Origin of the sequence: Streptomyces sp. NPDC046909, from assembly GCF_040644695.1 — a bacterium.
In the GTDB taxonomy this organism is placed as follows: domain Bacteria; phylum Actinomycetota; class Actinomycetes; order Streptomycetales; family Streptomycetaceae; genus Streptomyces.
The window spans coordinates 64,633-88,475 of record NZ_JBEYXC010000006.1 but is presented as its reverse complement, the minus strand read 5'-3'; the positions used below and the strand labels follow the sequence as shown (position 1 = coordinate 88,475).

Annotated in this window: 22 protein-coding genes; 13 read left to right on the top strand and 9 right to left on the bottom strand. The window is 71.9% G+C overall.

Going from position 1 to position 23,843, the window contains the following annotated elements; all coding sequences use genetic code 11:
- The first annotated feature begins 40 nt into the window (after positions 1 to 40).
- From ABZ928_RS21115 to ABZ928_RS21095, 5 genes are read left to right on the top strand one after another with little or no spacing between them, the layout of a single operon-like run.
- A complete protein-coding gene (locus ABZ928_RS21115) occupies positions 41 to 616 on the top strand; it encodes a TetR/AcrR family transcriptional regulator (protein ID WP_361520929.1) in 576 nt (191 codons plus the stop codon).
- Between the two features lie 12 nt (positions 617 to 628).
- On the top strand, positions 629 to 925 hold the full coding sequence (locus ABZ928_RS21110; protein ID WP_361520926.1) for a cupin domain-containing protein: 297 nt from the start codon (positions 629 to 631) through the stop codon (positions 923 to 925).
- Positions 926 to 936: 11 nt separating this feature from the next.
- Entirely contained in the window at positions 937 to 1,521 is a 585-nt protein-coding gene (locus ABZ928_RS21105; protein WP_361520923.1) for a DUF4865 family protein, read from the top strand.
- A complete protein-coding gene (locus ABZ928_RS21100) occupies positions 1,518 to 2,426 on the top strand; it encodes a phosphotriesterase (RefSeq protein WP_361520921.1) in 909 nt (302 codons plus the stop codon). The genes ABZ928_RS21105 and ABZ928_RS21100 overlap by 4 nt, the downstream gene beginning before the upstream one ends.
- 25 nt (positions 2,427 to 2,451) lie before the next feature.
- Positions 2,452 to 2,643: a DUF1272 domain-containing protein gene (locus tag ABZ928_RS21095; RefSeq protein WP_361520918.1), complete on the top strand. Its 192-nt coding sequence runs from the start codon at positions 2,452 to 2,454 to the stop codon at positions 2,641 to 2,643.
- Here ABZ928_RS21095 and ABZ928_RS21090 read toward each other — a convergent pair.
- Positions 2,640 to 4,109 carry a ketol-acid reductoisomerase gene (locus ABZ928_RS21090; protein WP_361520915.1) on the bottom strand — a complete coding sequence of 490 codons (1,470 nt, stop codon included), beginning with the start codon at positions 4,107 to 4,109 and terminating at the stop codon, positions 2,640 to 2,642. The two genes, ABZ928_RS21095 and ABZ928_RS21090, sit on opposite strands and share 4 nt — an antisense overlap.
- An 83-nt stretch (positions 4,110 to 4,192) precedes the next feature.
- Between ABZ928_RS21090 and ilvY the strand changes: the two genes are divergently transcribed.
- Complete coding sequence (gene ilvY, locus ABZ928_RS21085; protein WP_361520913.1) at positions 4,193 to 5,059, top strand: HTH-type transcriptional activator IlvY; 867 nt, start codon at positions 4,193 to 4,195, stop codon at positions 5,057 to 5,059.
- On the opposite strand, the gene ABZ928_RS21080 is transcribed toward ilvY, so the two are convergent.
- Both ABZ928_RS21080 and ABZ928_RS21075 read right to left on the bottom strand, forming a co-directional pair.
- Positions 5,046 to 5,495 carry an RpiB/LacA/LacB family sugar-phosphate isomerase gene (locus ABZ928_RS21080; RefSeq protein ID WP_361520911.1) on the bottom strand — a complete coding sequence of 150 codons (450 nt, stop codon included), beginning with the start codon at positions 5,493 to 5,495 and terminating at the stop codon, positions 5,046 to 5,048. The two genes, ilvY and ABZ928_RS21080, sit on opposite strands and share 14 nt — an antisense overlap.
- Positions 5,496 to 5,526: 31 nt before the next feature.
- Entirely contained in the window at positions 5,527 to 6,234 is a 708-nt protein-coding gene (locus tag ABZ928_RS21075) for an SDR family NAD(P)-dependent oxidoreductase (RefSeq protein ID WP_361520908.1), read from the bottom strand.
- A gap of 101 nt (positions 6,235 to 6,335) precedes the next feature.
- Between ABZ928_RS21075 and ABZ928_RS21070 the strand changes: the two genes are divergently transcribed.
- Positions 6,336 to 7,205, top strand: a complete 870-nt coding sequence (locus ABZ928_RS21070) for a helix-turn-helix transcriptional regulator (protein WP_361520905.1) — start codon at positions 6,336 to 6,338, stop codon at positions 7,203 to 7,205.
- Between the two features lie 40 nt (positions 7,206 to 7,245).
- Here ABZ928_RS21070 and ABZ928_RS21065 read toward each other — a convergent pair whose 3' ends face one another.
- Together ABZ928_RS21065 and ABZ928_RS21060 are read right to left on the bottom strand one after the other, a co-directional pair.
- Positions 7,246 to 8,490, bottom strand: coding sequence for an ROK family protein (locus tag ABZ928_RS21065; RefSeq protein ID WP_361520903.1), 1,245 nt, complete (start codon positions 8,488 to 8,490; stop codon positions 7,246 to 7,248).
- 36 nt (positions 8,491 to 8,526) lie between these two features.
- A complete protein-coding gene (locus tag ABZ928_RS21060) occupies positions 8,527 to 9,213 on the bottom strand; it encodes an alpha-ketoglutarate-dependent dioxygenase AlkB (RefSeq protein WP_361520900.1) in 687 nt (228 codons plus the stop codon).
- A gap of 59 nt (positions 9,214 to 9,272) precedes the next feature.
- Here ABZ928_RS21060 and ABZ928_RS21055 point away from each other — a divergent pair, with 59 nt between their 5' ends.
- A complete protein-coding gene (locus tag ABZ928_RS21055; RefSeq protein ID WP_361522227.1) occupies positions 9,273 to 10,418 on the top strand; it encodes a methyltransferase in 1,146 nt (381 codons plus the stop codon).
- Here ABZ928_RS21055 and ABZ928_RS21050 read toward each other — a convergent pair.
- Positions 10,408 to 11,271 carry a class II fructose-bisphosphate aldolase gene (locus tag ABZ928_RS21050; RefSeq protein ID WP_361520898.1) on the bottom strand — a complete coding sequence of 288 codons (864 nt, stop codon included), beginning with the start codon at positions 11,269 to 11,271 and terminating at the stop codon, positions 10,408 to 10,410. The genes ABZ928_RS21055 and ABZ928_RS21050 overlap by 11 nt on opposite strands.
- Positions 11,272 to 11,279: 8 nt before the next feature.
- Positions 11,280 to 12,164 carry an SIS domain-containing protein gene (locus ABZ928_RS21045; RefSeq protein ID WP_361520895.1) on the bottom strand — a complete coding sequence of 295 codons (885 nt, stop codon included), beginning with the start codon at positions 12,162 to 12,164 and terminating at the stop codon, positions 11,280 to 11,282.
- Positions 12,165 to 12,318: 154 nt separating this feature from the next.
- Here ABZ928_RS21045 and ABZ928_RS21040 point away from each other — a divergent pair, with 154 nt between their 5' ends.
- From ABZ928_RS21040 to ABZ928_RS21030, 3 genes are read left to right on the top strand one after another with little or no spacing between them, the layout of a single operon-like run.
- Entirely contained in the window at positions 12,319 to 13,098 is a 780-nt protein-coding gene (locus tag ABZ928_RS21040) for a DeoR/GlpR family DNA-binding transcription regulator (protein ID WP_361520892.1), read from the top strand.
- Positions 13,099 to 13,157: 59 nt separating this feature from the next.
- Entirely contained in the window at positions 13,158 to 14,966 is a 1,809-nt protein-coding gene (locus ABZ928_RS21035; RefSeq protein WP_361520889.1) for a glycoside hydrolase family 15 protein, read from the top strand.
- 21 nt (positions 14,967 to 14,987) lie between these two features.
- Positions 14,988 to 16,982: a hypothetical protein gene (locus ABZ928_RS21030; RefSeq protein ID WP_361520887.1), complete on the top strand. Its 1,995-nt coding sequence runs from the start codon at positions 14,988 to 14,990 to the stop codon at positions 16,980 to 16,982.
- Here the strand turns inward: ABZ928_RS21030 and ABZ928_RS21025 are convergent.
- Positions 16,979 to 18,283 carry a SidA/IucD/PvdA family monooxygenase gene (locus tag ABZ928_RS21025; protein WP_361520884.1) on the bottom strand — a complete coding sequence of 435 codons (1,305 nt, stop codon included), beginning with the start codon at positions 18,281 to 18,283 and terminating at the stop codon, positions 16,979 to 16,981. The genes ABZ928_RS21030 and ABZ928_RS21025 overlap by 4 nt on opposite strands.
- 83 nt (positions 18,284 to 18,366) lie before the next feature.
- On the opposite strand from ABZ928_RS21025, the gene ABZ928_RS21020 reads away from it, so the two are divergent.
- Positions 18,367 to 19,329 (top strand): methionyl-tRNA formyltransferase, encoded by a 963-nt coding sequence (locus tag ABZ928_RS21020; protein WP_361520881.1) that lies wholly within the window; start codon positions 18,367 to 18,369, stop codon positions 19,327 to 19,329.
- A 16-nt stretch (positions 19,330 to 19,345) separates the two neighbouring features.
- Positions 19,346 to 20,362 carry an iron-siderophore ABC transporter substrate-binding protein gene (locus tag ABZ928_RS21015; protein ID WP_361520879.1) on the top strand — a complete coding sequence of 339 codons (1,017 nt, stop codon included), beginning with the start codon at positions 19,346 to 19,348 and terminating at the stop codon, positions 20,360 to 20,362.
- A 58-nt stretch (positions 20,363 to 20,420) separates the two neighbouring features.
- Here ABZ928_RS21015 and ABZ928_RS21010 read toward each other — a convergent pair whose 3' ends face one another.
- Positions 20,421 to 23,831 (bottom strand): amino acid adenylation domain-containing protein, encoded by a 3,411-nt coding sequence (locus ABZ928_RS21010; protein WP_361520876.1) that lies wholly within the window; start codon positions 23,829 to 23,831, stop codon positions 20,421 to 20,423.
- Between the last annotated feature and the right edge of the window lie 12 nt (positions 23,832 to 23,843).

Here is a 23,843-nt window from a genome sequence, read left to right as displayed (position 1 = left end):
CGGCTGCTCCTCAAGCGGCTCGACTTCTGTAACCACTAGTATGTACAGTGAGCGCATGAGCACCCCGGAGCGTCTGATCGAGTCCACGCGCGAGCTGCTGTGGGAGCGCGGTTACGTGGGCACCAGCCCCAAGGCCATCCTGGAGCGCTCGGGCGCCGGGCAGGGCAGCATGTACCACCACTTCAAGGGCAAGCCCGATCTCGCGCTGGCCGCGATCCGGCGGACGGCCGAGGAGTTGCGGGCCACCGCCGAGGGAGTGCTCGGCGGCCCGGGAACGCCGTACGAGCGGATCGAGGCGTATCTGCTGCGCGAGCGCGATGTGCTGCGCGGCTGTCCGGTCGGCCGGCTGACGATGGACCCGGAGGTCATCGCGAGCGACGAGTTGCGGGCGCCGGTGGACGAGACCATCGACTGGCTGCGTGAGCGGATCGCCGGGATCGTCGAAGAGGGCAAGGAGCAGGGGCAGTTCGCGGCTTCCCTGGACGGCGAGGCGATCGCCGCGACCGTCGTCGCCACCGTGCAGGGCGGCTATGTCCTCGCCCGCGCGTCCGGCTCCCCCGCCGCCTTCGACGCGGGGGTCCGCGGGCTGCTCTCCCTTCTCAAGCCGTCTCGCTAGGAGTTCACGCACGTGCACATCACAAGGAAGCGTCCCGACACACTCCAGGGCCCGGCGGAGAACTTCACGGGCACGGTGTGGCTGGACGAGACAGCCGCGCCCGCATCCCCGTCCCGGCTGCGGATGTTCAACGTCCACTTCGCGCCGGGAGCGCACACCGCCTGGCACCGGATCGAGCCGGGCGAACGGCACTGGCACGGCGCCGGACCGCGCACGTTCATGACCCATCTCACGGTCGTGGAGGCCGCCGAGGACGGTACGACCGCGCACTGGGAGACACACGTCGACGCCGCGGAGTACCCCGCCTGAGGAGGCACGCGATGCATGCCATGCAGTACGAGTTCACGCTGCCCGCCGACTACGACATGGGTGCCGTCCGCGGCCGGGTCGCCCGCGTCGGACACCTCCTCGACGACTGGGAGGGCCTCGGGGCCAAGGCGTATCTCATCCGGGAGCGCGGGGTGCACGGGTCGCCGGTGAACCAGTACGCGCCGTTCTATCTGTGGGACACCATGGCGGGCATGAACTCCTTCCTCTGGGGCGGCCCGTTCCAGAAACCGTGCGGCGACTTCGGACGGCCGTCGGTGCGGCAGTGGACGGGTCTGGCGTACGAGGAGGGCGGCGCCGCCGGTTCGCCCGCGCGGGTCGCGGTGCGGCGCCGTCAACTCGTGCCGGACGGGGTGGAGTTGGCGGCGGTCATGGGGGACGCGGTGCGCGAGGCCGGGCGGCTCGCGGCGGAGGACGGGGCGGTGCTGGCGGCGGCCGTCGTCGACTCCAGCCGGTGGGAGGTCGTCCACGTCTCGCTCTGGGCGCGGGACGAGCCCAAGGCGGACGGCGAGGTGTTCCAGGTGCTGCATCTGTCGGCGCCGGGGCTGTCCGCGTTGCCGCGGGGGCGCCAGTGGTGAGCGCGGTCCGTACGGTGCTCGGGGACGTGGCGCCGGCGGAGCTGGGCGTGTGCGACGCGCATGACCATGTGTTCTTCGGCAGCCCGCAGTTGCCCGGGCAGGAGCTGCGGGACGTGTCCGCGGCCCGGGCGGAGCTGGCGGCGTTCCGCGCCCTGGGCGGGAACAGTGTCGTGCAGTGGACGCCGTACGGTCTCGGGCGGCGGGCCGCGGATCTGCCGCCGCTGTCCCGGGAGACCGGGGTGCGGGTGGTGGCCGCGACCGGGCTGCACCAGGCCGTCCACTACGACGAGCGGACGTTGAAGGCGCTGCGGGGCGGGCTCGCCGCGCTCTTCGTCGCCGAACTCACGCAGGGCATCGGGACGTCGGGGGTGCGCGCCGGGATCGTCAAGGTCGCGGGCGGCTTCCACGCGCTCGACGCGCACGCCCGCTGGACGATGACCGCGGCGGCCGAGGCGCACCACGCGACGGGGGCGCCGATCGCGGTCCATCTGGAGCTGGGCACCGGTGCGCTGGACGTACTCGACCTGCTGTGCGGGGAGTTGGGGGTGCCGCCGCACCGCGTGATCCTCGGCCATCTGAACCGCTCCCCCGACCTCGTCGTGCATCGCCAGGCCGCGGCGAGCGGCTGCTACCTCGCCTTCGACGGTCCGTCGCGCGCGAACCACGCCACGGACTGGCGGATGCCGGACGCCGTGCGGGCCCTGGCGGAGGCGGGGTTCGGGGACCGTCTCCTTCTCGGCGGTGACACCACGACCGCGGCGGCGCGTTCGGTGAACGGCGGTCCGGGGATGCCGTATCTGCTGCGTCGGGTGGTGCCGCGGCTGGCGGCGGACATGGGCGCTGAGCTGGTCGGACTCATCATGAGGGAGAATCCTGGGCGGGCCCTCGCCGTCGAGTGGCCCTGACCGAGCGACGAGGACTGGAGCTGAGATGGCGCTGGAGATGCGCGACCGCTGCGAACGCTGCGAGAAGGCCGAGCTGCCGACCGACGCCGCCGCCCGTATCTGCACCTACGAGTGCACCTTCTGTGTGGCGTGCAGCGAGGCCATGCACGACATCTGCCCGAACTGCGGCGGCGAACTGGTCCCGAGACCGCGCCGCGCCCTGGCGGAGGCCGGCTAGGCGACGGCGATGTCCACCGAAGGCCTCAGTTTCGCCGCCGCGGCCAGGGCTTCGTGGGCGGGGTGGGTGTCGAAGGCCGTCAACAGGGCGGTGTCGGCCGGGTGTTCGGCGGCCGGGTAGGCGATCTGCTCGTAGGCGGTCTGGAAGCGGGGGCCCCAGCGGCGGGCGCCGAGGCGGGCGGTGCGGGAGCAGTTGTCGACCATGTAGGCGACGTCGCGGGCGTGCATGTAGGGCAGCAGGGAGTCGACGGCCTCGATGACGGACTCGTTGACGATCTCGGACCAGGGGTGGCCCCGGTCGGCGAACTCGTCGATCTGGGCCGTCATCGTGGCGATGAACACGCCTGCCGTGAAGGGGTCGACGGACAGCTCCCGTCCGGCCCGGCGGGCGTGCGCCCTCGCGCTCACCGACCACATCGGGGAGCCACCGATCCGGCTCATCTCCCGTGCCCCGAGCCGCCGTTCGGCCAGGATCACGCTGCGCAGCTCCGTGCCGTCGGCGACCTCGTCGTAGATCTCTGCGACGATCTCCCGGGCGGGACCGTACGTCGCCGTGTACGCGCGGTCGAAGACGTCCCGGCTGTCGGGGTCGAGGCCCTCGCGGACCGCGCGCAGGCCGGCCCGGGAGATCGTGCGGGCGATCGGGCCGGTCACGTTCTCGCAGGAGCGTTCGTACGCCGTCACCGCGTCGTCCCCGGCGAGGCGGTAGCGGGTGAAGAGGCTCTCGACGATGCCGTGGACGGCGCCGAGCAGGATGGCGCGTTCGCCGACGATGTCGGAGAGGTACTCGCTGTCGAGCGTGGTGCGGAAGGTGTACGGCGAGCCGAGCGCGACCGACCAGCCGAGCGCGAGGTCGACGGCCCGGCCGTCGGGGTCGGCGTGGACGGCGTAACTGCTGTTGATCCCGGCGCCGTTGATCTCGGCGCCCTGCTGGTAGAGCCGTCGCACGGAGTCGCCCATGCCCTTGGGGCAGACCGCGATCACCGCGTGTCCGGGCGGGAAGTCGCCTCCGGTCGCGCGGAGATGGCCAAGCAGGAAGCCGTGTGAGAGGCCGATCGCGGCGCCCGGCTTCAGCGCGGCGAAGAGCTCCTGGTGGTGGGCGGCGAGGGCGGCGTCCGCGATCAGCAGGATCACGAGGTCGCTGTCGGCGGTGACGGCGAGCCAGTCGCCGAGGGTTCCGTCCTCCTCGGTGAAGCCGTGGGCGCGGGCGTCGGCGGCCGAGCGTGAGCCGGGGCGCAGGCCCACCGTCACCCGGATGTCCGTGCCGGCGAGGGAGTCGCGCAGGTTGAGGGCCTGGGCGCGGCCCTGCGGGCCCCAGCCGATCACGCCGACGCGGCGGATCCCGGCGAAGGCCTGCGCCAGCAGCGGGAAGAGGTGTCGGCCGCCGCGGAGGATGGTCTCGGTGCCGCCGGGGACGTCCATCGTTTCGAGGGCGAAGACACGGGAGCCGTACGTGGTGGAGGTCATGGTCGAGTTGTAGGCTCCGGGGGCATGTTGCGGCAAGCGCAACATTCGCAGCGGACTGTTGCAGGGAATGAAAGGCGCAGGTCATGCGGGACGATCATCGGGAGCTGCGGCTCTTCCTGCACCTCGCACGGACACTCAACTTCGGGCGGACCAGTCTCGACTGTCACGTCAGCGCGGCGACGCTCACGCGGACCGTGCAGCGGCTGGAGGCCGACCTCGGGCACCGGCTGTTCGACCGGGGGCCGCGCGGGGTGTCGCTGACGGCGGAGGGGCACCGGTTCCGTGAATACGCCGTCGAGGCACTGGAGTTGTGGCGCTCCTACCGGGAGGAGCATCCCGACCCGGCCGAACTCACCGGCCGTCTGGCCGTGTTCGCCACGGTGACCGCCTGCCAGGCGCTGCTGCCGGACCTGTTGGCCCCGTTCCGCGCCGCGCACCCCCAGGTCCGCCTCGACCTGCGCACCGGCGACGCGGCGGCCGCGCTGGCCCGCCTCGACGAGGGCGAGGTGGACGTGGCGGTCGCGGGGATCCCGGCGCGGCTGCCGGAACCGCTGGTGGGACGGACCGTCGCGGTCACGGAGCTGGTGGCGGTCACGGCCGCCGATCGCCCGGACCCCGGCCTCGACGGGCCGTTCGTCCTCCCCCACCGCGGGCTGGTGCGCGACGCCGCCGACCGCTGGTTCCGCGCCCGGGGCACCCTGCCCGAGGTGGCCTGTGAACCGGACGGTCACGAAGGGCTGTTGACGCTGGTCGCCCTGGGCTGCGGGACGGGCGTGGTGCCGCGTCTCGTACTGGAGCACAGTGCGGTGCGGGACCGGCTGGCGGTGATCCCGGCGGATCCGGCGCCGGAGGCGTTTCCGATCGGGTTGTGCGTACGGCGGACGGATCTGCGCCGGCCGCTGGTCGCCGCGCTGTGGAGCCTCACGGCGCCCCGAGTCACGGCTCCCTGAGATCCAGCCGCCCCACCCTGGCCACGTTCTCCCGGTCCTCCGCGTCCGCGCTGGCCTCGGCCGCGAACCACGCGTCGAGGATCTCCTTGAGCAGCGGTTCGGAGGTCAGGCGGAGGCTGAGGGCGAGGACGTTGGCGTCGTTCCAGCGGCGGGCGCCGTCGGCGGTGTAGGCGTCGGTGCACAGGGCGGCCCGTACGCCCGGGATCTTGTTGGCGGCGATGGACGCGCCCGTGCCGGTCCAGCAGCACACGACCGCCTGGTCCGCCGATCCCGCCGCGACGTCCCGGGCCGCCGCCTCCGAGCAGGCGGCCCACTGGGGGTCGGAGCCGGGTTCGAGCGCCCCGTGGGTGACCACGTGGTGGCCCCGGGCGCGCAGCTCGGCGACGAGGGCGCGGGCCACGGGTTCGTCCATGTCCGAGGAGACGGAGATCCGCATGGCCCCGAGCCTACGTGCCGGGCCCCGGGGGTCACCAGGGCAGCGGGCCCTCGGCGTCGACGTACGCGCCGGTCGGGCCGTCGGGGCCGGTCCGTGCCATGCGGACAATGATCTCGGCGCCCTGTTCGACGGTCTGGGTGCCCGTGCGGCCGTTGAGGTCCGTCGCGGTGAAGCCGGGTTCGACGGCGTTGATCCGCATCCCGGGGAACGCCTTCGCGTACTGCACGGTGATCATGTTGACGGTGGTCTTGGACGCCGGGTAGGCGACGGCCGGGTAGAAGTGCGCCGGGGAGTCCGGGTCGGAGAGCCGGGAGAGTGAGGCGAGGCCGCTGCTGACGTTGACCACGACGGGGGCCGTGGACCGCTGGAGCAGCGGGAGGAAGGCGTGGGTGACGCGGACGAGGCCGAAGACGTTGGTCTCGAACACCGTGCGCATCTCGTCGGCGGTGGTGTCCGCGGCGGTGGGGATGGCGTTGTTCTCGACGCGCACCTCGATGCCGGCGTTGTTGACCAGGACGTCGAGGCCGCCGTCGGCCTCGACGGTCTTGGCGGCGGCCTGGACGGAGGCGTCGTCGGTGACGTCGAGCTGGACGAAGCGGGCGCCGAGTTCCTCGGCGGCGCGGCGGCCGCGTTCGGCGTCCCGGGCGCCGATGTAGACGGTGTGACCCGCGGCGACGAGCTGTCGGGCGGTCTCGTGGCCGAGACCCTTGTTGGCTCCGGTGATGAGTGTGGTCGTCATGCCCCCACCTTCCGGCGGGGCCGTGCGGACAGCCAGAAGACCCTTCTTCCTGGGACTCGCAGTACCAGGCACCGCCTCGGCCGACGCGGTTCACTGGGTGCATGACGACGACGGAACTGGGGCAGGCGCTGCGGCGCTGGCGCGACCGGGTCGCCCCGGCGACGGCGGGGCTGCCGGCCGGTGGTCAGCGGCGTGCGCCGGGGCTGCGGCGCGAGGAGCTGGCCCTGCTGGCGGGGATCTCGGTCGACTACGTCACGCGTCTCGAACAGGGGCGGGCGGTCAGTCCGTCGGCGCAGGTCGTGGAGGCGCTGGCGCGGGCGCTACGGTTGTCGGGGGACGAGCGGGCGTATCTGTACCGGCAGGCCGGTCTTGTGCCACCGGGGCCGGGGACGGTGCCCTCGTACCTCACGCCCAGCGTGCAGCGGCTGCTCGACCGGCTGGTGGACACGCCGGTCGGGGTCTCCGACGCGGCGATGACCCTGCTCGTGGCCAATCCGATGTACTCGGCGTTGCTGGGGGACGCCTCGGGTCTGCGCGGTTTCGAGCGCAACGGGGTGTGGCGCAACTTCCTCGGTGCGCCGGGCCGGGTCCGGCACACTCCCGACGAGCGGCGCGCCTTCGAGGTCGGCATGGTCGCCGAGCTGCGGGCGACGGCCGCGAGGTATCCGGCTGACCCTCAACTGCGGCGCCTGATCGAGGAGTTGCGGGCGGGCAGCGAGCGGTTCTCGGAGTTGTGGGACGCGGGGGTCGTGGGGCGTCTGGAGGCCTCGCGCAAGACGATCGAGCATCCGCAGGTGGGCCTGCTCACCCTGGACTGCGATCTGCTGCGGGTCGAGGGCAACGATCTGCACATCCTCGTCTACTCGGCCGAACCGGGCACCGAGGCCGCCGAGAAGCTGGAGCTGCTGTCCGTCATCGGCACCCAGGCGCTGACCGGCCGGCACTCGCCCTCGCGTTCATCCCTCGGCTGACGCTCGCGCTCGCGTTCACCCCTCGGCAGACGCGCCCACGTCACGCGGCCGTCAGCGCCCCCAGCGGGTCGTCCAGCACCGGCTGCCACGCCAACTCGGCCGCGCCGACCAGGCTGTTGTGGTCCAGCGTGCACGCCAGGATCGGCACGCCCCCGCTCTGCCCCCACAGGCTTCGGTCGGCGACGACCGCGCGCAGCCGGTCCGGGTCGGCGTCGAGGAGGGTGCGGTGGAGGCCGCCGAGGATGATGCGGTCCGGGTTGAGGATGTTCACCAGGCCGGCGAGGCCCAGGCCGAGCCGGTCGATGAGCGCCTCGCCGGCCGTGCGGACGGCCGGGTCGTCGTAGTGGTCGCGGACGAGTTCGTTGGCCTGCTGGAGCAGGGACACCTCGGGTCCGGGCTCCCGGCCGGCCGCGTTGAGGAGGGCGAGGGGGTCGGCCTCGACGTCCAGGCAGCCCCGGCTGCCGCAGTGGCAGGGGCGGCCCTCGGGGTTGACGGTAAGGTGGCCGACCTCCAGCGCCAGGCCCGAACTGCCGGTGTGCAGACGGCCGTCGAGGACGAGCGCCCCGCCGACGCCCCGGTGCCCGGTGGCCACGCACAGCAGGTCCCGGGCGCCGCGCCCCGCGCCGTGCCGGTGCTCGGCGAGGGCGGCGAGGTTGACGTCGTTGCCCGCGAAGGCCGGTCCGGTCAGCCCGGCGGCCCGTACGCACTCCGCGAAGATCCGGCGCACGGGGGCGCCGACGGGCCAGGCCAGGTGCAGCGGGTTGAGCGCGGTGCCGTCGGGTTCGGCGACGGCCGAGGGGACGGCGAGGCCGGCGCCCACGCAGCGCAGGCCCGTGATGCGCAGCAGCTCGACGCCCGCCTCGACGACCGAGGCGAGGACCTTCGCCGGGTCGGCGTCGACGGTCTCGCAGCCGGGCGCGGTGGCGACGATCCGGCCGCCGAGGCCGACCAGCGCCGCCCGGAACCCGTCGGCGTGCACCTGCGCGGCGAGCACGACGGGCCCGTCCTCGGCGACCGCGAGCCGGTGCGAGGGCCGCCCCTGCGAACCGGCGGCCGCGCCGGGCCGGGCGTCGACGCGGATCAGCCCGAGGGCCTCCAGTTCGGCGGCGACCGCTCCGGCCGTGGCACGGGTCACGCCGAGCTCGGCGGTGAGCACGGCGCGGGTCGGGGCGCGCCCGGTGTGCACGAGCTCCAGCGCGGGCCCGAGCGCACCGCGCCCCCGGTCGAGGCGTGTCCTGGAGGTGGTTCCTTCCCCCGCCGGCCGGGGGTTCGCGTCGCCGCTCATGAGGGCGAGTCTCCCATGATCCGCTGTGCCGGGAACCTACCGGCCGCTGACTCTGAGCGTGATGTTCAGCCGTCCGGTCAGCCCCAACTCCGGCGGCGCGGTACCGGCGTACACCTTCGGCACCCCGTGGTGTGCGAGCCGCGCGGGCCCGCCGAACACGAACAGGTCGCCGCTGCGCAGCTCGACATCCGTGTACGGCCGCGTCCGCGTCTCCGTGTTCCCGAACCGGAAGACACAGCTGTCGCCGAGGCTCAGCGACACCACCGGGGCGTCCGCCGTCTCGTCGCTGTCGCGGTGCATGCCCATGCGGGCGTCACTGTCGTAGAAATTGATCAACGCGATGTCGTACGACGGTGAGGGCGCCCTCGGCCTCCCCGGCGCCCCCAGCGTTCCTGGCTCCCCTGGCTCCCCCAGCGCGTCCCGCACCGCGCTCCGGCCCAGCTCCCCCAGCCATTCCGGGAACGGTTTCACCGGGGAGCCGTCGCCGTCGACGACCGTGCGGGCGTAGCCGTACGGGTACCAATGCCAGCCGAGGCAGACCTGCCGGGCGGTCATCGTGCCGCCGCCGGGGGTGTGGACCGTGCGCAGGCCGGCCGGGGGGCGGGCCCACGCGCGGCAGGCCGTCACGAGTTCGCGCTGGTGCCGCGCGTCGAGCCAGTCCGGCACGTGGACCGCGCCGGGCGCGATCTGCGTACGGTCCCTGGGGAACAGCTCGGCGTCCATGCTCCCCATCCTGCCCTGAGCTGCGGCTCGGCTAGCCTGGACCCACGATGAACGACCGTATGACGACGCCCTGGGGCGAGCTCGCGCTGGCCCGTTTCCCCGAGGACCCGCGCAACCGGCTGCGTGCCTGGGACGCCTCGGACGAGTACCTCCTGAGGCACCTGGCCGAGCAGGGGGTCCCGCTGTCCGGCACGGTCGTGGTTCTCGGCGACCGCTGGGGCGCGCTGGTCACGGCGCTGGCCGAGCACCGGCCGACGCAGATCACCGACTCCTACCTCGCCCAGGAGGCGACCCGGGCGAACCTGGCCCGCGCCGGGGTCGAGACGGGGGCCGTACGGCTGCTCACCACCCAGGATCCGCCACCCGGCCGGATCGACGTCCTGCTGGTGCGGGTGCCGAAGAGCCTGGCCCTCCTGGAGGACCAGCTGCTGCGGCTGGCGCCCGGGGTGCACGAGGGCACGGTGGTCGTCGGGACCGGGATGGTCAAGGAGATCCACACCTCGACGCTGAAGCTGTTCGAGCGGATCCTCGGACCGACCCGCACCTCCCTCGCGGAGAAGAAGGCGCGGCTGATCTTCTGCACGCCCGAGCCGACGCCCGGGCCGAACGCGGAACCGGCCGCCAACCCGTGGCCGTACAGCTATGAGCTGCCCGACGGCATCGGCCGGGTCTCGGGACGCACCGTCGTCAACCACGCGGGTGTCTTCTGCGCCGACCGGCTCGACATCGGCACACGGTTCCTCCTTCGGCATCTGCCGCGCAGCCGTGGCGCGGAGCGCGTGGTGGACCTGGGGTGCGGCAACGGGGTCGTCGGTACGGCGATGGCGCTCGGCAATCCCGAGGCCGAGGTGCTGTTCGTGGACGAGTCGTTCCAGGCGGTGGCCTCCGCCGAGGCGACGTACAAGGCGAACGGGGTGCCGGGGCACGCCGAGTTCCGGGTCGGGGACGGGCTGGCCGGGGTGGCGGCCGGGAGTGTCGACCTCGTGCTCAACAATCCGCCGTTCCACTCCCACCAGGCGACCACCGACGCCACGGCGTGGCGGATGTTCACCGGCGCCCAGCGCGCGCTGCGGCCGGGCGGCGAGCTGTGGGTGATCGGCAACCGCCATCTGGGCTACCACGTCAAGCTGCGGCGGCTGTTCGGGAACAGTGAACTGGTCGCCAGTGACCCGAAGTTCGTGGTGCTCAGGGCCGTCAAGAAGTAGCCGCGCCGGCCACCAGCCGGATGATCCGCTCGGCGGCCCCTGCCATCGCCTCCCTTCCCACGCCCAGGTACTTGCGGGAGTCGACGGCCTCGGGGTGGGCGGTGAGGAACTGGCGTACGGCGCCGGTCATGGCGATGTTGAGGGCGGTGCCGACGTTGACCTTGGTGATGCCGCCCGCGATGGCCGCGCGCAGTTCGTCGTCCGGCACGCCCGACGAGCCGTGCAGGACGAGCGGTACGTCCAGGGTGGCGGACAGGCGTTTGAGCAGGTCGTGGTTGAGGGTGGCGGTGCGGGTGGTCATGGCGTGCGAGCTGCCGATCGCCACGGCGAGGGCGTCGACACCGGAGTCGGTCACGAAGGCGCGGGCCTCGGCGGGGTCGGTGCGGGCGCCGGGGGCGTGGGCGTCGAGCGGCGGTTCGCCGTTCTTGCCGCCGACCTGGCCCAACTCGGCCTCGATCCAGAGGCCTTGGGCGTGGCTCCAGTCGGCGGCGGCGCGGGTCGCGGCGAGGTTCTCGTCGTAGGGCAGACGGGCCGCGTCGTACATCACGGAGCTGAATCCGGCGTCCGGCGCTTGCCGGAGCAGGGTGTCGCTCTGGATGTGGTCGAGGTGCAACGCGACGGGCACGGTGGCGCGTTCGGCGGCGGCGACGGCGGCGCGGGCGAGGGGCTGGAGACGGCCGAGGCGGAACTTGACGGCGTTCTCGCTGACTTGGAGGACGACGGGGGCGGCGGCCGCCTCGGCGCCGGCGACGACCGCCTCGACGTGTTCGAGCGTGACGATGTTGAAGGCGGCCACGGCCCGATGGCCGGTGGCGGCGCGGTTGACGAGCTCGCCGGTGGTCACGAGAGGCACGGCGTCTCCTACGAACCGGCGAGGATCACGGAGCGGGTGAGGTGGCGCGGCCGGTCCGGGTCGAGGCCGCGGGCGGCGGCGACGGCCACGGCGAGCCGCTGGGCGCGGACCAGTTCGGCGAGCGGGTCGAGACCACCCGCGACCCACAGTCCGCCGGTCTGGCGCACCTGGTCGGCCAGTCCCTCGGGGGCCTCGCCGAGCATCCACGTGGCGGTGCCGTGGGTGGTGACGCTGATGGGGCCGTGCCGGTACTCCATCGCCGGATAGGCCTCGGTCCAGGACAGCGAGGCCTCGCGCATCTTCAGCCCCGCCTCGTTGGCCAGCCCGACCGTCCAGCCACGGCCCAGGAAGGTGAACTGCGCGCAGTCGACGAGCCCTTCGGGCAGGGGCGTGGCGAGTGCGGTGCGGGCGTCGGTGACGACGGCGTCGGTGTGCAGGCCGAGGTGGGCGCGGAGCAGGGTGAGCGCGGTGGTGGCGAACCGGGTCTGGACGACGGACCGTTCGTCCGCGTAGTCGAGGACGACGAGGTCGTCGGCGGCCTCGATGACGGGCGTGTGCGGGTCGGCGGTGATCGCCGTCGTCCGGGTGCGGCCCCTCAACCGGCCGAGCAGTTCCAGGACTTCGGTGGTGGTACCGGAGCGGGTGAGGGCGACGACACGGTCGTACGAGCGGCCCTGCGGGAACTCCGAGGCGGCGAAGGCGTCCGTCTCGCCCTGACCCGCGCCCTCGCGCAGCGCGGCGACGGACTGCGCCATGAAGTACGAGGTCCCGCACCCCACGATCGCGACCCGCTCCCCCCGTACCGGGAGCGCCTCGGTGTGGCGCGGCGCCTCGGCCGCCGCCCGGATCCAGCACTCGGGCTGGCTGACCAGTTCGTCCTCGACATACGTCATGTCGCGGCTCCTCCCCTTGCCATGAACACTCGCTTGCCACGCACTGCCGTGCTTGTTTCTGCAAGATATAGCGAGCTTTCGAGCAGAATCAAGCATTCGGATCGCATCGGGGTGCGCTAGGGTCACGGAGAGATCTGAGGAACGGAGGGTGCGGATGTCCCGCGACGCCCGCTGGAAGGCGCTGCTGGAGCTGCTCGTGGAGCGCGGCCGGCTGGACGTCGAGGAGGCCGCCGCCGATCTCCAGGTGTCGGCCGCCACGATCCGCCGCGACTTCGACCAGCTCGCCGAGCAGCAGATGCTCGTCCGCACCCGGGGCGGCGCGGTCGTGCACGGGGTGTCGTACGAGCTGCCGCTGCGCTACAAGACGGCCCGGCACGCCTCCGAGAAGCAGCGCATCGCGAAGGCGGTCGCGGGTCTCGTCACCCCCGGCGAGGCGGTGGGGCTGACCGGCGGCACGACCACCACCGAGGTGGCCCGCGCCCTGGCGGTGCGGGCGGATCTCGCGGCCGGGTCGCCCGCGCTCACCGTCGTCACCAACGCGCTGAACATCGCCAACGAGCTGGCCGTACGCCCCCAGTTCAAGATCGTGCTGACCGGCGGGGTGGCGCGCCCGCAGTCGTACGAGCTCATCGGACCGCTCGCCGACGGGGTGCTGAACCAGATCACCGTCGATGTCGCGGTCCTCGGTGTCGTCGCCTTCGACGTCACGCACGGCGCGGCCGCGCACGACGAGGCGGAGGCCGCGATCAACCGGCTGCTGTGCGAGCGCGCCGAGCGGGTGATCGTGGCCGCCGACTCCAGCAAGCTGGGGCAGCGCGCGTTCGCCCGGATCTGCGCGGCGGAGGCGGTGGACACGCTGGTGACGGACACCGCTGCCGGGCCGGACGCGGTGCGGCGGTTCGAGGAGGCCGGGATCCAGGTCATCACGGTCTGAGCCCGTTCACGACACCTGAAGGCCTCGGCCGACCTAGGCTGGGTTCCAGGGAGGCTGCGATGAGCGGAGCACCGACATATCTGCCGATCGCCGAGCACGGGCTGATCGGTGACCTGCGGAGCGTGGCCCTCGTGGGCACGGACGGCACGATCGACTGGTACTGCTGCCCGTCCTTCGACGCCCCGAGCGTCTTCGCGGCGATCCTCGACGCCGAGCGCGGCGGGGCCTTCGAGCTCGCGGCGTCCGTACCGGCGAAGACCAAGCAGTTCTACTTCCCCGACACCAACGTCCTGATCACCCGCTTCTTCACCGAGGACGGGGTCGGCGAGGTACAGGACTTCATGCCCGTGGACGGAGAGTCGGCCGAGGCCGAACGGCACCGGCTGATCCGGCGGGTGGTGTGCGTACGCGGCTCCATCCCCTTCCGGACGCGGGTCGCGCCACGCTTCGACTACGGCAGGAAGCCGCACACCGTGCGCAAGGTCGGCGAGGTCGCCGTCTTCGACTCCGAGGGGCTGTCGCTGGGTCTGACCGCGACGGTGGCCCTGGAGACCGACGGCCAGGACGTGCGCGCCGACTTCAAGCTCTCCGAGGGCGAGTCGGCGGTGTTCGCCCTGGACCAGGTCAGCGGGGACGTGGAGCCCCGCCGGTGCGCGCGGATCGAGGCCGAGGAGCAGTTCAACAGCACGGTCGTCTACTGGCGCCGCTGGCTGGCCGCCTCCAAGTACCGGGGCCGCTGGCGGGAGATGGTGCACCGCTCGGCCCTCACCCTCAAGCTCCTCACCTACGCCCCGACCGGCGCGATCGTGGCCGCGCCGACGACGAGCCTGCCCGAGCAGCTCGGCGGGGAGCGCAACTGGGACTACCGGTACGTGTGGGTGCGCGACGCCGCCTTCTGTGTGTACGCCCTGCTGCGGCTCGGCTTCACCGGCGAGGCCGAGGCGTTCATGAACTTCGTGACCAAGCACGTCAGTCCGGGCGACGGCAAACCCTCCGGACCCTTGCAGATCATGTACGGCGTCGACGGCCGCACCGACCTCACCGAGTACGAACTCCCGCACCTGGAAGGGCATCAGGGCTCGGCGCCGGTACGCGTCGGCAACGCGGCCGCCGACCAGCTCCAACTGGACATCTACGGCGCGCTCATCGACTCGATCTACCTCTACGACAAGTGGGCCAAGCCCATTTCCAGCGCCCAGTGGGACGATGTGTGCGCCCTGGTGGACTGGGTGTGCGAGCACTGGGACCAGCCCGACGAGGGCATCTGGGAGACCCGGGGCGGCCGCAAGAACTTCCTCTACTCGCGCCTGATGTGCTGGGTCGCGATCGAACGGGCGATCCGCATGGCCAACCGGCGCGGCCTCCCCGCCGATCTGCCCCGCTGGCTGAAGTGCCGCGACACCATCTACCGGCGGATCATGAGCCGCGGCTGGTCCGAGACCCGGCAGGCGTTCGTGCAGCACGAGGACGGGGACGTCCTGGACGCGGCCGTGCTGATGATGCCGCTCACGAAGTTCATCGCCCCGACCGACCCCAAGTGGCTCTCCACCCTGGACGCGCTCACCCAGGAACTGGTCTCCGACTCCCTCGTCTACCGCTACGACCCGCTGGCCAGCCCCGACGGACTGCGCGGCGACGAGGGCACGTTCTCCATCTGCTCCTTCTGGTACGTCGAGGCCATGGTGCACGCCGGACGCGTCGACGAGGCCCGCCTCGCCTTCGAGAAGATGCTGACGTACGCCAACCATCTGGGCCTGTACGCCGAGGAGATCAGCCACACCGGTGAGCAACAGGGCAATTTCCCGCAGGCGTTCACGCATCTCGCGCTGATCAGCGCGGCGTTCAATCTGGACCGCGCACTGGGGTGAGGGTGCGCAACGGGGGGAGTCATGGCGGGGCTTGTGCTGTCGGACGCCGAACGGGAGCTGTGGGACGCGTTTCCCGCCGGGCGGGTGGTGTCGGGCGGGACGGTGCGTGCGGAGGTGATCGCGCGGCTGTTGCTGGGTGAGCGGGAGGCGGTGCCGGGGTTCGTCGCGGCGTTGCGGTTACGGGGTGCCGTGGTGACCGGCGTGCTGGACCTGTCCGGTTGCGAGGTGCCGTACGCCGTCGCGATCACGGAGAGCGAATTCGAGGACGAGCCGCTTCTGGAGGCCGCCTCGACCAGGTCGATCGACCTGCGCGGCTCGCGGCTGCCCGGGCTCTCCCTGCGGGACGCCCATGTGGAGGGGTCGTTGCGGCTAGCGGCGGTGCGTTGCGAGGGGCCGCTGGGGCTGACCCGGGCGCGTGTCACCGGGTCGCTGGATCTGACGGGGGCCCGCCTGGCGGGGACTCCGGCACTCCATGCGGACAGCCTGCTGGTCGAGCGGGACGTGAACTGCCGGGACGCCGACGTTCGCGGGGAGATGCTGATGTGGAGCGCGCGGGTCGGGGGCACGTTCGTGCTGGAAGGCGCGCGGGTCGTGCATCCGGGCGGGGCGACGCTCAACGGCGACGGGCTGGTGGTGGAGGGTGGGTTGTTCTGCGGCGGCGGGCTCACGGCGTCCGGTGAAGGGCTTCTGTCTCAGGGCGAGTTGAGGCTTCAGGACGCCCGGATCTCCCGGTGCTGCGTGTTCACGGGGGCACGGCTGGAGAACCCGGACGGGGTCGCCCTCGGCGCGGAGAGACTCGGGGTCGAGGGCATCCTCGCCCTGGACGGAGGGTTCACGGCCAAGGGATCGGTGGCGCTGTCCGGAGCCGCGGTGCAGGGGCCGTTGCGGCTGTCGGGCGCGGTGTTCGACGCGCCCGGCGGGCGAGCCCTGGACGCCTCGCTGATCGGGGTGGGTGGCGATCTGGAGGCCTCCCCCGGCTTCACGAGCCATGGGCAGGTCGTTCTGGACGACGCCCGCGTCGACGGCTCCGTCCACCTCAACGGGGCCCGGCTGGCGAACCCTGGGCGGCGGACACTGTCGGCGCGTCGACTACAAGTCCGGGGCGGGTTGCACCTCCGGGAACTCACCTCCGAGGGCGGCGTCGATCTCATGGACGCCGGAGTGGGTGCCGGGGTGCAGTTCCACGCGGCCCGGCTGACGAACCCGTCCGGCCGAGCCCTCATCCTCTGGGGGCTGACCGCCGGGGTGGTGGATCTGTGCGAGGGCTTCATGGCGCGCGGCCGGGTGTCGCTGTCCGGCTGCCGCGTCACCGCACTCATCCTCACCAGCGCCACGATCGAGGGGACCTTGTCGGTAAGACGAGTCACCACGGGGTCGATCGACACAGACGCACGCACACGGTTCGCCGGGCCGGTGGACCTGCGGCACACCCGCGTCGACGTGCTCGCCGACGACCCCGCCTGCTGGCCGGACGACCTTCTCATGGACGGGCTCGTCTACGACAACCTGGAGGCACCGCTTCCGGTCCGGACCCGCCTCGCATGGCTGGCCCGCGAGACGAGCGGCTACCTCCCCCAGCCCTACGAACAACTCGCCGCCACCTACGCCCGCCACGGCCACGACGACGCCGCCCGCGACGTCCTGCTGGCCCGGCACCGCCGGCACCGGGCGAGTCAGTCGCCCGCCCGGCGCCTGTGGGGGTACGTCCAGGACTGGACGGTCGGCTACGGCTACCGCCCGGTCCGGGCGGCCGCCTGGCTGGCCGTACTGCTGCTCGTCGCGACCACCGCGTTCGCGGTACGGGAGCCGCCTGCCGCGAAACCCTCGGAGGCGCCACCGTTCAACTCCTTCCTGTACGGGCTCGATCTGCTGCTGCCCGTGGTGGGCTTCGGGCAGGAGGGCGCCTTCAATCCGGAGGGCTGGCAGCAGTGGCTGGCGGCCGCGCTGGTCGCGGCGGGGTGGATCCTGGCGACCACGATCGCGGCCGGGATCACCCGCATCCTGGCTCGGCGTTAGCCGTCCTCGGCGTGCCGGGCGACCAGGGAGCGGTGGATCTCGCCGGCCCGGACGGCGGTGGTGGACAGGAGGGTCGAGGTCAGGCCGTGGGTGTGTTCCGTGCCGCCCTGGAGGTAGATGCCCGCGGTGACATCGGGGGCGGTCTCCACCCGGTGGTCGCGGGTGACGCGGATGGCGTCCCCGTCGTCCCGGAGGCAGAGTTTGGCGGCCTCGCCGAGCAGGGCCGTGAAGTCGCGTGGGCGGTATCCGGTGGCGTGGACCAGGAGATCCGCCTCCATGACATGGCTCTCGCCCGTGGGGAGGTACTCGACCGCGATGTCGAGGGCACCGTCGTCGCGGGGCCGGACCTCGCGGATCCGGGAGACATTGAGGAAGCGCAGCCGTTTGTGGCCGGTGACCTGTTCCCGGTAGGCGGTCGTGTACAAGGACTCGATCAGGTCCATGTCGACGACGGAGTAGTTGGTGGAGCGGTGGTAGTCGAACAGGGACTGTTTCACCTCCGACGGTGAGGTGAAGTACACGTCCACCGCCTCCGGATCGAAGATGCGGTTGGCGAACGGGCTGTCGTCGGCCGGGGTGTAGCCGTACTTGGAGAAGACCGCGCAGACCTCGGCCTCGGGAAAGGAGCGGTGCAGATAGTCGACCGACTCGGCGGCGCTCTGCCCGGCACCCAGGACGACCGCGCGCCTCAAGGACTTCCCCTCGGCTGTGAGTTGTTCCACGCCCGGCAGCAACTGGCTGTTGTGCCAGACGCGTTCGGAGAGCTGGGCGCCCGGCGGCAGATGCGGTTCGAGGCCGACGGCCACGCTCAGGTTCCGGGCCCGGTACGTCTCCGTACCGCAGACCACGTCGAAGCAGGTGACGGCGCCCGACTCGTCCCGGACCGGGTCGACGGCGGTCACCTCCCGGTCGTAGGCGACGAGGGAGCGCACCCGGTCGGCGGCCCAGGCGAAGTACTCGTGGAACTCGACGCGCAGCGGGAACAGGGTCTTCTGGTTCAGGAAGTCGACCAGGCGGCCGCGTTCGCGCAGAAAGCACAGAAAGCTGAAGTCGCTGGTCGGGTTCCGTAACGTCACCAGGTCCTTGAGGAAGGACACCTGCATGGTGGCGTCGTCGATGAGCATGCCCCGGTGCCAGCCGAACCGTGGCTGGCGTTCCAGGAAAAGGGCGTTGAGCCTGCGCGACGGCGGAAGGGCCGCGTTGTGCTCCTCAATTGCTATGGCCAGGGCCAGATTTGACGGCCCGAAACCTATTCCGAGGATGTCGTAGGTGCGATCCGATCCCGTGAGCGGTGAGTTCACCGTGGCATCGCCTCCCTCAGGCAGCCACATGTTAGATAAGGTTAGCCTTACCTTGCAATGAGGCCGTCCGAGGGGAGAACCGCATGCGCGTCGCCATGTTCGGCTATCAGACCTGGGGGCACCGCACACTCCAGGCCCTGCTGGACTCCGACCACGAAGTCGTCCTCGTCGTCACCCACCCCAAGAGCGACCACGCCTACGAGAAGATCTGGGACGACAACGTCGCCGAACTGGCCGAGAAGAACGACGTCCCCGTCCTGCTGCGCAACCGGCCCGACGACCCCGAACTCCTCGCCGCGCTAAGGGAGTCCGCGCCGGACATCATCGTCGCCAACAACTGGCGCACCTGGCTCCCCCCAGAGGTCTTCGACCTCCCTCCGCACGGCACGCTCAACGTGCACGACTCGCTGCTGCCGGCGTACGCGGGCTTCTCGCCCCTGATCTGGGCGCTCATCAACGACGAGCCGCGGGTCGGTGTCACCGCGCACCGCATGAACGCCGAACTCGACGCGGGCGACGTCCTCGTCCAGCGCTCGGTGCCGGTCGGGCCCGCCGACACCGCGACGGACCTCTTCCACCGGACCGTCGACCTCATCGCGCCGATCGTGCGCGAGTCGCTCGATCTGATCGCCGCCGGCAAGGACGTCGGCCAGTGGGTGCCCCAGGACCGCGGCCGGGCAAGTTTCTTCCACAAAAGGGCACTTGAGGACAGCCGCATCGACTGGACCTGGCCCGCGGAGCGCCTGGAGCGGCTCGTCCGCGCCCAGTCGGACCCGTACCCCAACGCGTTCACCTTCCACCGCGAAGAGCGCCTCAGGATCGTCGAGGCCGCCGTCTCCGAGGGGTTCTACGGCGGCACACCGGGCCGGATCTTCATCCGCGAGGGCGACGGCGTGGTCGTCGTGGCCGGTGCCGACGCCCACACGGGCCGCCACCACGGACTCCTCGTACGGCGGCTGCGGACCGAGGACGGCACCGAGTACGCCGCGCACGAGTACTTCCGCACGATGGGCGGCTATCTGACGTCCCACCCGAACTCCCGCTGAGGCAAGGGCCGATCACATGTCGAGAAAACTCCTCACCACCCTTCTGACCGTCACCCTGGCCGCCGCGCTGGCCGCGTGCGGCTCCGTCGAGGACGACGACCCCGCCGCGTCCTCCTCCGACGGGGCCAAGAACGCGGGGGCCGACGCCGCGTTCCCCGTCACCGTCAAGCACAAGTTCGGCAGCACGAAGATCACGGCGGCGCCCGAGCGGGTTGTGGTGATCGGCAACGGCGGCACCGACGACATCGACGCGCTCTACGCCCTCGGTGTCACGCCCGTCGCCATCTCGAAGGACGCCCTGAGCTCCGACGGCGTCTACCCGTGGCTCAAGGACAAGATCGACACCAAGAAGACCAAACTCCTCGACACGCTCACCGCCGTCGACTACGAGGCAGTCGCCGCCCTCCAGCCGGACCTCATCCTGGCCACCTCCGACTTCACCCTGGACAAGGACTACAAGAAGCTCGCCGCCGTGGCGCCGACCATCGGCTACGAGACGGCATGGGGGCAGCAGACCTGGCAGGAGCATGTGAAGGTGGTGGGCCAGGCCGTCGGCAAGCCGGACGAGGCCGAGAAGGTCATCAAGGACACCGAGGCGAGCATCGCCGCCGTCAAGGCCGAGCATCCGGGCCTCGCGGGCAAGACCTACAGCCTGTCCATCGGCAACACCCCGGCGAAGATCTACACCATCGCCTCCGAGGACGACTTCGCCGCGAAACTGATGAGCGAGCTCGGCCTGAAACTGACCCCTTCGGTCACCAACATCAAGACGGTGAGCGGCAGTCCGACCGGTGAGCTGTCCTTCGAGCAGCTCGACAAGCTCGACGCCGACCTGGTGATCATCGCGTTCACCACGCCGGACCTGAAGAAGGCGTTCGAGGCCAGCGCGCTGGTCAAGAACATGTCCGCGGTGAAGAAGGGCAACTACCTGGTGACCGATGTCGCCACGGTCAGCCAGCTCCGCAGCCCGTCGGCACTGGGCATCCCGTGGGCGCTGGACAACCTGGAGCCGGGCTTCACCAAGCTCGACTGAGGGCGCGGGACTTGGGGGGCGTGCCGCACAGCGCGGCACGCCCCCACTCCCCTGTGCGTCATCCGTCCCGCAGCGCCGAGTCGATCTCCTCGGCCGACATGCCCTCGATCTCCAGGTGGATCGCGGCGACCTGCTCAAGACGCCCGGGCGTCTCCTCCTCGGCGGACAGCCGCTTGGCCATCCCGCCGGGCGTGAGCGTGGCGAACAGCGCCCGTACGGAGACCTCGGAACTGTCGAGCGCCTCCCGCAGCCTGCTCACGATGACCGTGGCGAGCACGGAGTCACCGCCGAGTGCGAAGAACCCGTCGTCGAGGCCGACGCGTTCGACCCGGAGGACATCGGCCCAGACGCCCGCGACAACCGTCTCCAGCGCGGTGCCGGGCGCCCGATGCTCCAACTCCTCCTCGGAGTCCCACAGTTGACGAACGGCACGCCGGTCCAGCTTGCCGTTGGAGGTCAGCGGAAGCTCCCCGGTCACCACGATCCGCGACGGGACCATGTGCGGCGGAAGCACCGACCGTGCCCACTCCCGCAACTCCTCCACGGCCGTCGTCCCATCGGCGGCCACCGCTGCCGCCAGCTGCCCTCGGGTCAGCCCCGCCACCGACCGGCGTACGGCCGGATGTCCGGTGAGCGCCGCCTCCACCTCGCCCAGCTCGATCCGGAAGCCCCGCAGTTTCACCTGGTGGTCGCGGCGGCCGAGGAACTCCAGGGTGCCGTCGGGCCAGTAGCGGGCGAGGTCCCCGGTGCGGTACCAGCGGATCCCCTCCCCCTCCGTGAACTTCTCGGCCGTACGGCCCGGGTCGGCCCGGTAACCGAGCGCCACCCCGTCCCCGCCGATCCACAGTTCGCCGGGCACCCAGTCGGGGCAGTCCCGGCCGCGTCCGTCGACGACCCGGCAGCGGACATTACGCAGCGGGGTGCCGTACGGCACCGACTTCCAGTCCGCCGGCACCTGACCGTCCGTCACCTCGCAGACGGCGGAGTGGATGGCGGTCTCGGTCGTCCCGCCCAGCCCCGTGAAGCGACAGCCAGGAGCCCGCGTGGCGAGCCGCCCCGGCAGGTCGATGCCGACCCAGTCGCCGCCGAGCAACACAGCACGGAGACTGGCGAGTTCACCCGGTCCGGTGGCGAGGAGCAGCATGTCGAGCAAAGGCGGGACGCAGTTGAGGACGGTCACCCCGTGGGTGCGGACCAGTTCCGCCCACTGCGCGGCCTCGCGGCGGTCGGCTTCGTCCACGAGGACCACCGCGCCGCCCGCGCCCAGCAGCCCGAACACGTCGTACACGGAGAGGTCGAAGTCGAGGGCGGACAGGGCGAGGCAGCGGTCCGAAGGGCCCACGCCGAAGCGGTCGTTGAGGTCGTCGAGGGTGTTCACGGCCGCCCGGTGCGGCACCTCGACGCCCTTGGGCTCCCCGGTCGACCCGGAGGTGAACAGCACATAGGCGGGCTGCTCCTCATCCACCGGCACAGGCGCCGCCAGTGGTTCGGCGAGCAGCGACACGGAGTCCAGTACGACCCGGAATCCCGCGGTGGCCCGGATGCGTTCCCGGCGGGCCTTCGGCTGCTCGACGCCGATCGGGACGTAGGCGGCGCCCGCGGCGAGCACGCCGAGCACGGCGGTGATCTGGTCGGGCCCCTTGGGGAAACTGACGGCGACGGTGTCCCCGGGCCGTACCCCCCGCTCCACGAGATCGGCCGCGACCCGCAGCGCCCGGTCGGCCAACTCGCCGTAGGACAGGGTCCCTTCGGTCGCCCACAGCAGCGCCGGGGCGTCCGGCCGCTCGGCCGCGCGCTCGAAGAACCCCTGGTGCAGCAGCCGGTGACTGCGAGGACCCGCGGTGGTGTTGACCGCCGCACGGACCGCTTTCTGTTCGTCCGGGAGGAGCGCCGGCACGGGCTCCTCCCATACGGCGTCCTCGGTGCCGAGCCTGCTCACCAGCCCGTGGAAGGCGGCGAACATGGCGTCGACGAGGCCGGCGGGGAAGGCGTCCTCGCGGACGTCCCAGTTGACCAGCAGTCCACTGTCGACCTCGGTGACCTGGCAGTCGAGGACCACCTGCGGACCCTGGGAGATGATCCAGACCGGCTCCCCGAACGCCCGCCGCACCCCCGCGTCGAACAGCTCGCCCAGGTTCAGGGCGCTGGTGAACACGACCGGGGCGAGGACCTGTTCGCCCCGGTGCCGGGAGAGGTCGCGCAGGACTTCCACGCCGGAGTAGTCGGCGTGGGCGGCGTCGGTGTGCATACGGTCCTGGAGGCGCCGGGCGTGCTCGGTGAAGGTCTCCTGCCCGGCGAGGTCCACGTCGAGGAGCACCGAGCTGGTGAAGTCCCCGACGAGCAGGTCGACATCGGGGTGGGAGCCGCGGCGGTCGAACATCGGCACGTTGAGGAGGAAGCGCGCCTGACCGCTGAAGGCGGCCAGCACCTCCGAGAAGGCGGCCGCCACCGCCATCGCCGGGGTCAGTCCGTGCCGGTGGGCGCGGGCGGTCAGACGCTGCTTCTCCTCCGGGCGCAGCCAGTGGTGACGGCGGGTGACCCGGGTCGGGTCGGCGCGCTCGGCCTCGGGCACGAGCGGGAGTTCGGGCGCGCTGGGCAGTTCGGGGACGCGCCGCTGCCACCACTTCTGCGAGTCAGCCCGGCTGAGCCGTCGTACGGTGGCGCGTTCGGCGAGGTAGTCCGGGTAGCTGGTGCGGATCGGCGGGAGCGGGGTCGTGGGGTCCTGGTAGAGGTGGGCGAGGTCGGAGAGGAGGACCCGGTAGCTGAGGGCGTCCGCGGCGAGCATGTCGACGTCGACGTGGAGCCGGGTGCGGCCGTCGGGCAGCAGGGAGAGCTGGACGGAGAACACCTCGCCGGCGGCGACGTCGAGCCGCGCGTGCGAGGAGGAGTGCCGCAGATCCTCCAGTTCGGCCGCGACCGTGTCGGCGTCCAGTCCCCGCAGGTCGTTGACGATCGTGGCGGGGCGGGTGAGCGCGGGGAGGATCTCCTGGCGGCCGTCGTCGGTGAAGCGGGCGCGCAGCATGCCGTGCCGTTCCACCAGACTCCGTACGGCGGTGTCGAGGCGGGACGGATCCACGTCGGTGCCGTCGAACTCGACGTAGAGATGGGCGGCGACGGAGCCGAGGGTGGTGTCCTCGCCGCGGCCGATCCAGTAGGCGTGCTGCATGACGGCGAGCGGGAACGGTTCCCCGGGGTCGGCGACCGGGACAGGCGCGGGAGCGGGCTCCGGTGCCACGCCGGCGTGGGCCGCGAGCAGCGCGCGCCACGCCCTCAGCGTCGGTTCCTTGGCCAGCTCCGCGAAGGTGACGCGGACGCCCTGGCGACGCCAGCCGCTCGCGATCTTCATCAGGGTGATGGAGTCCAGGCCCCAGGTGATGAGGCTGTCGTCCTCGGTCGGCGGGGTGTCCGAGCCGAATGTGTCAGTCACCGCACGGAGCAGCTCGTCGGCGGTCGGGGGGTGCTGCGTCACCGGTTCCTCCGC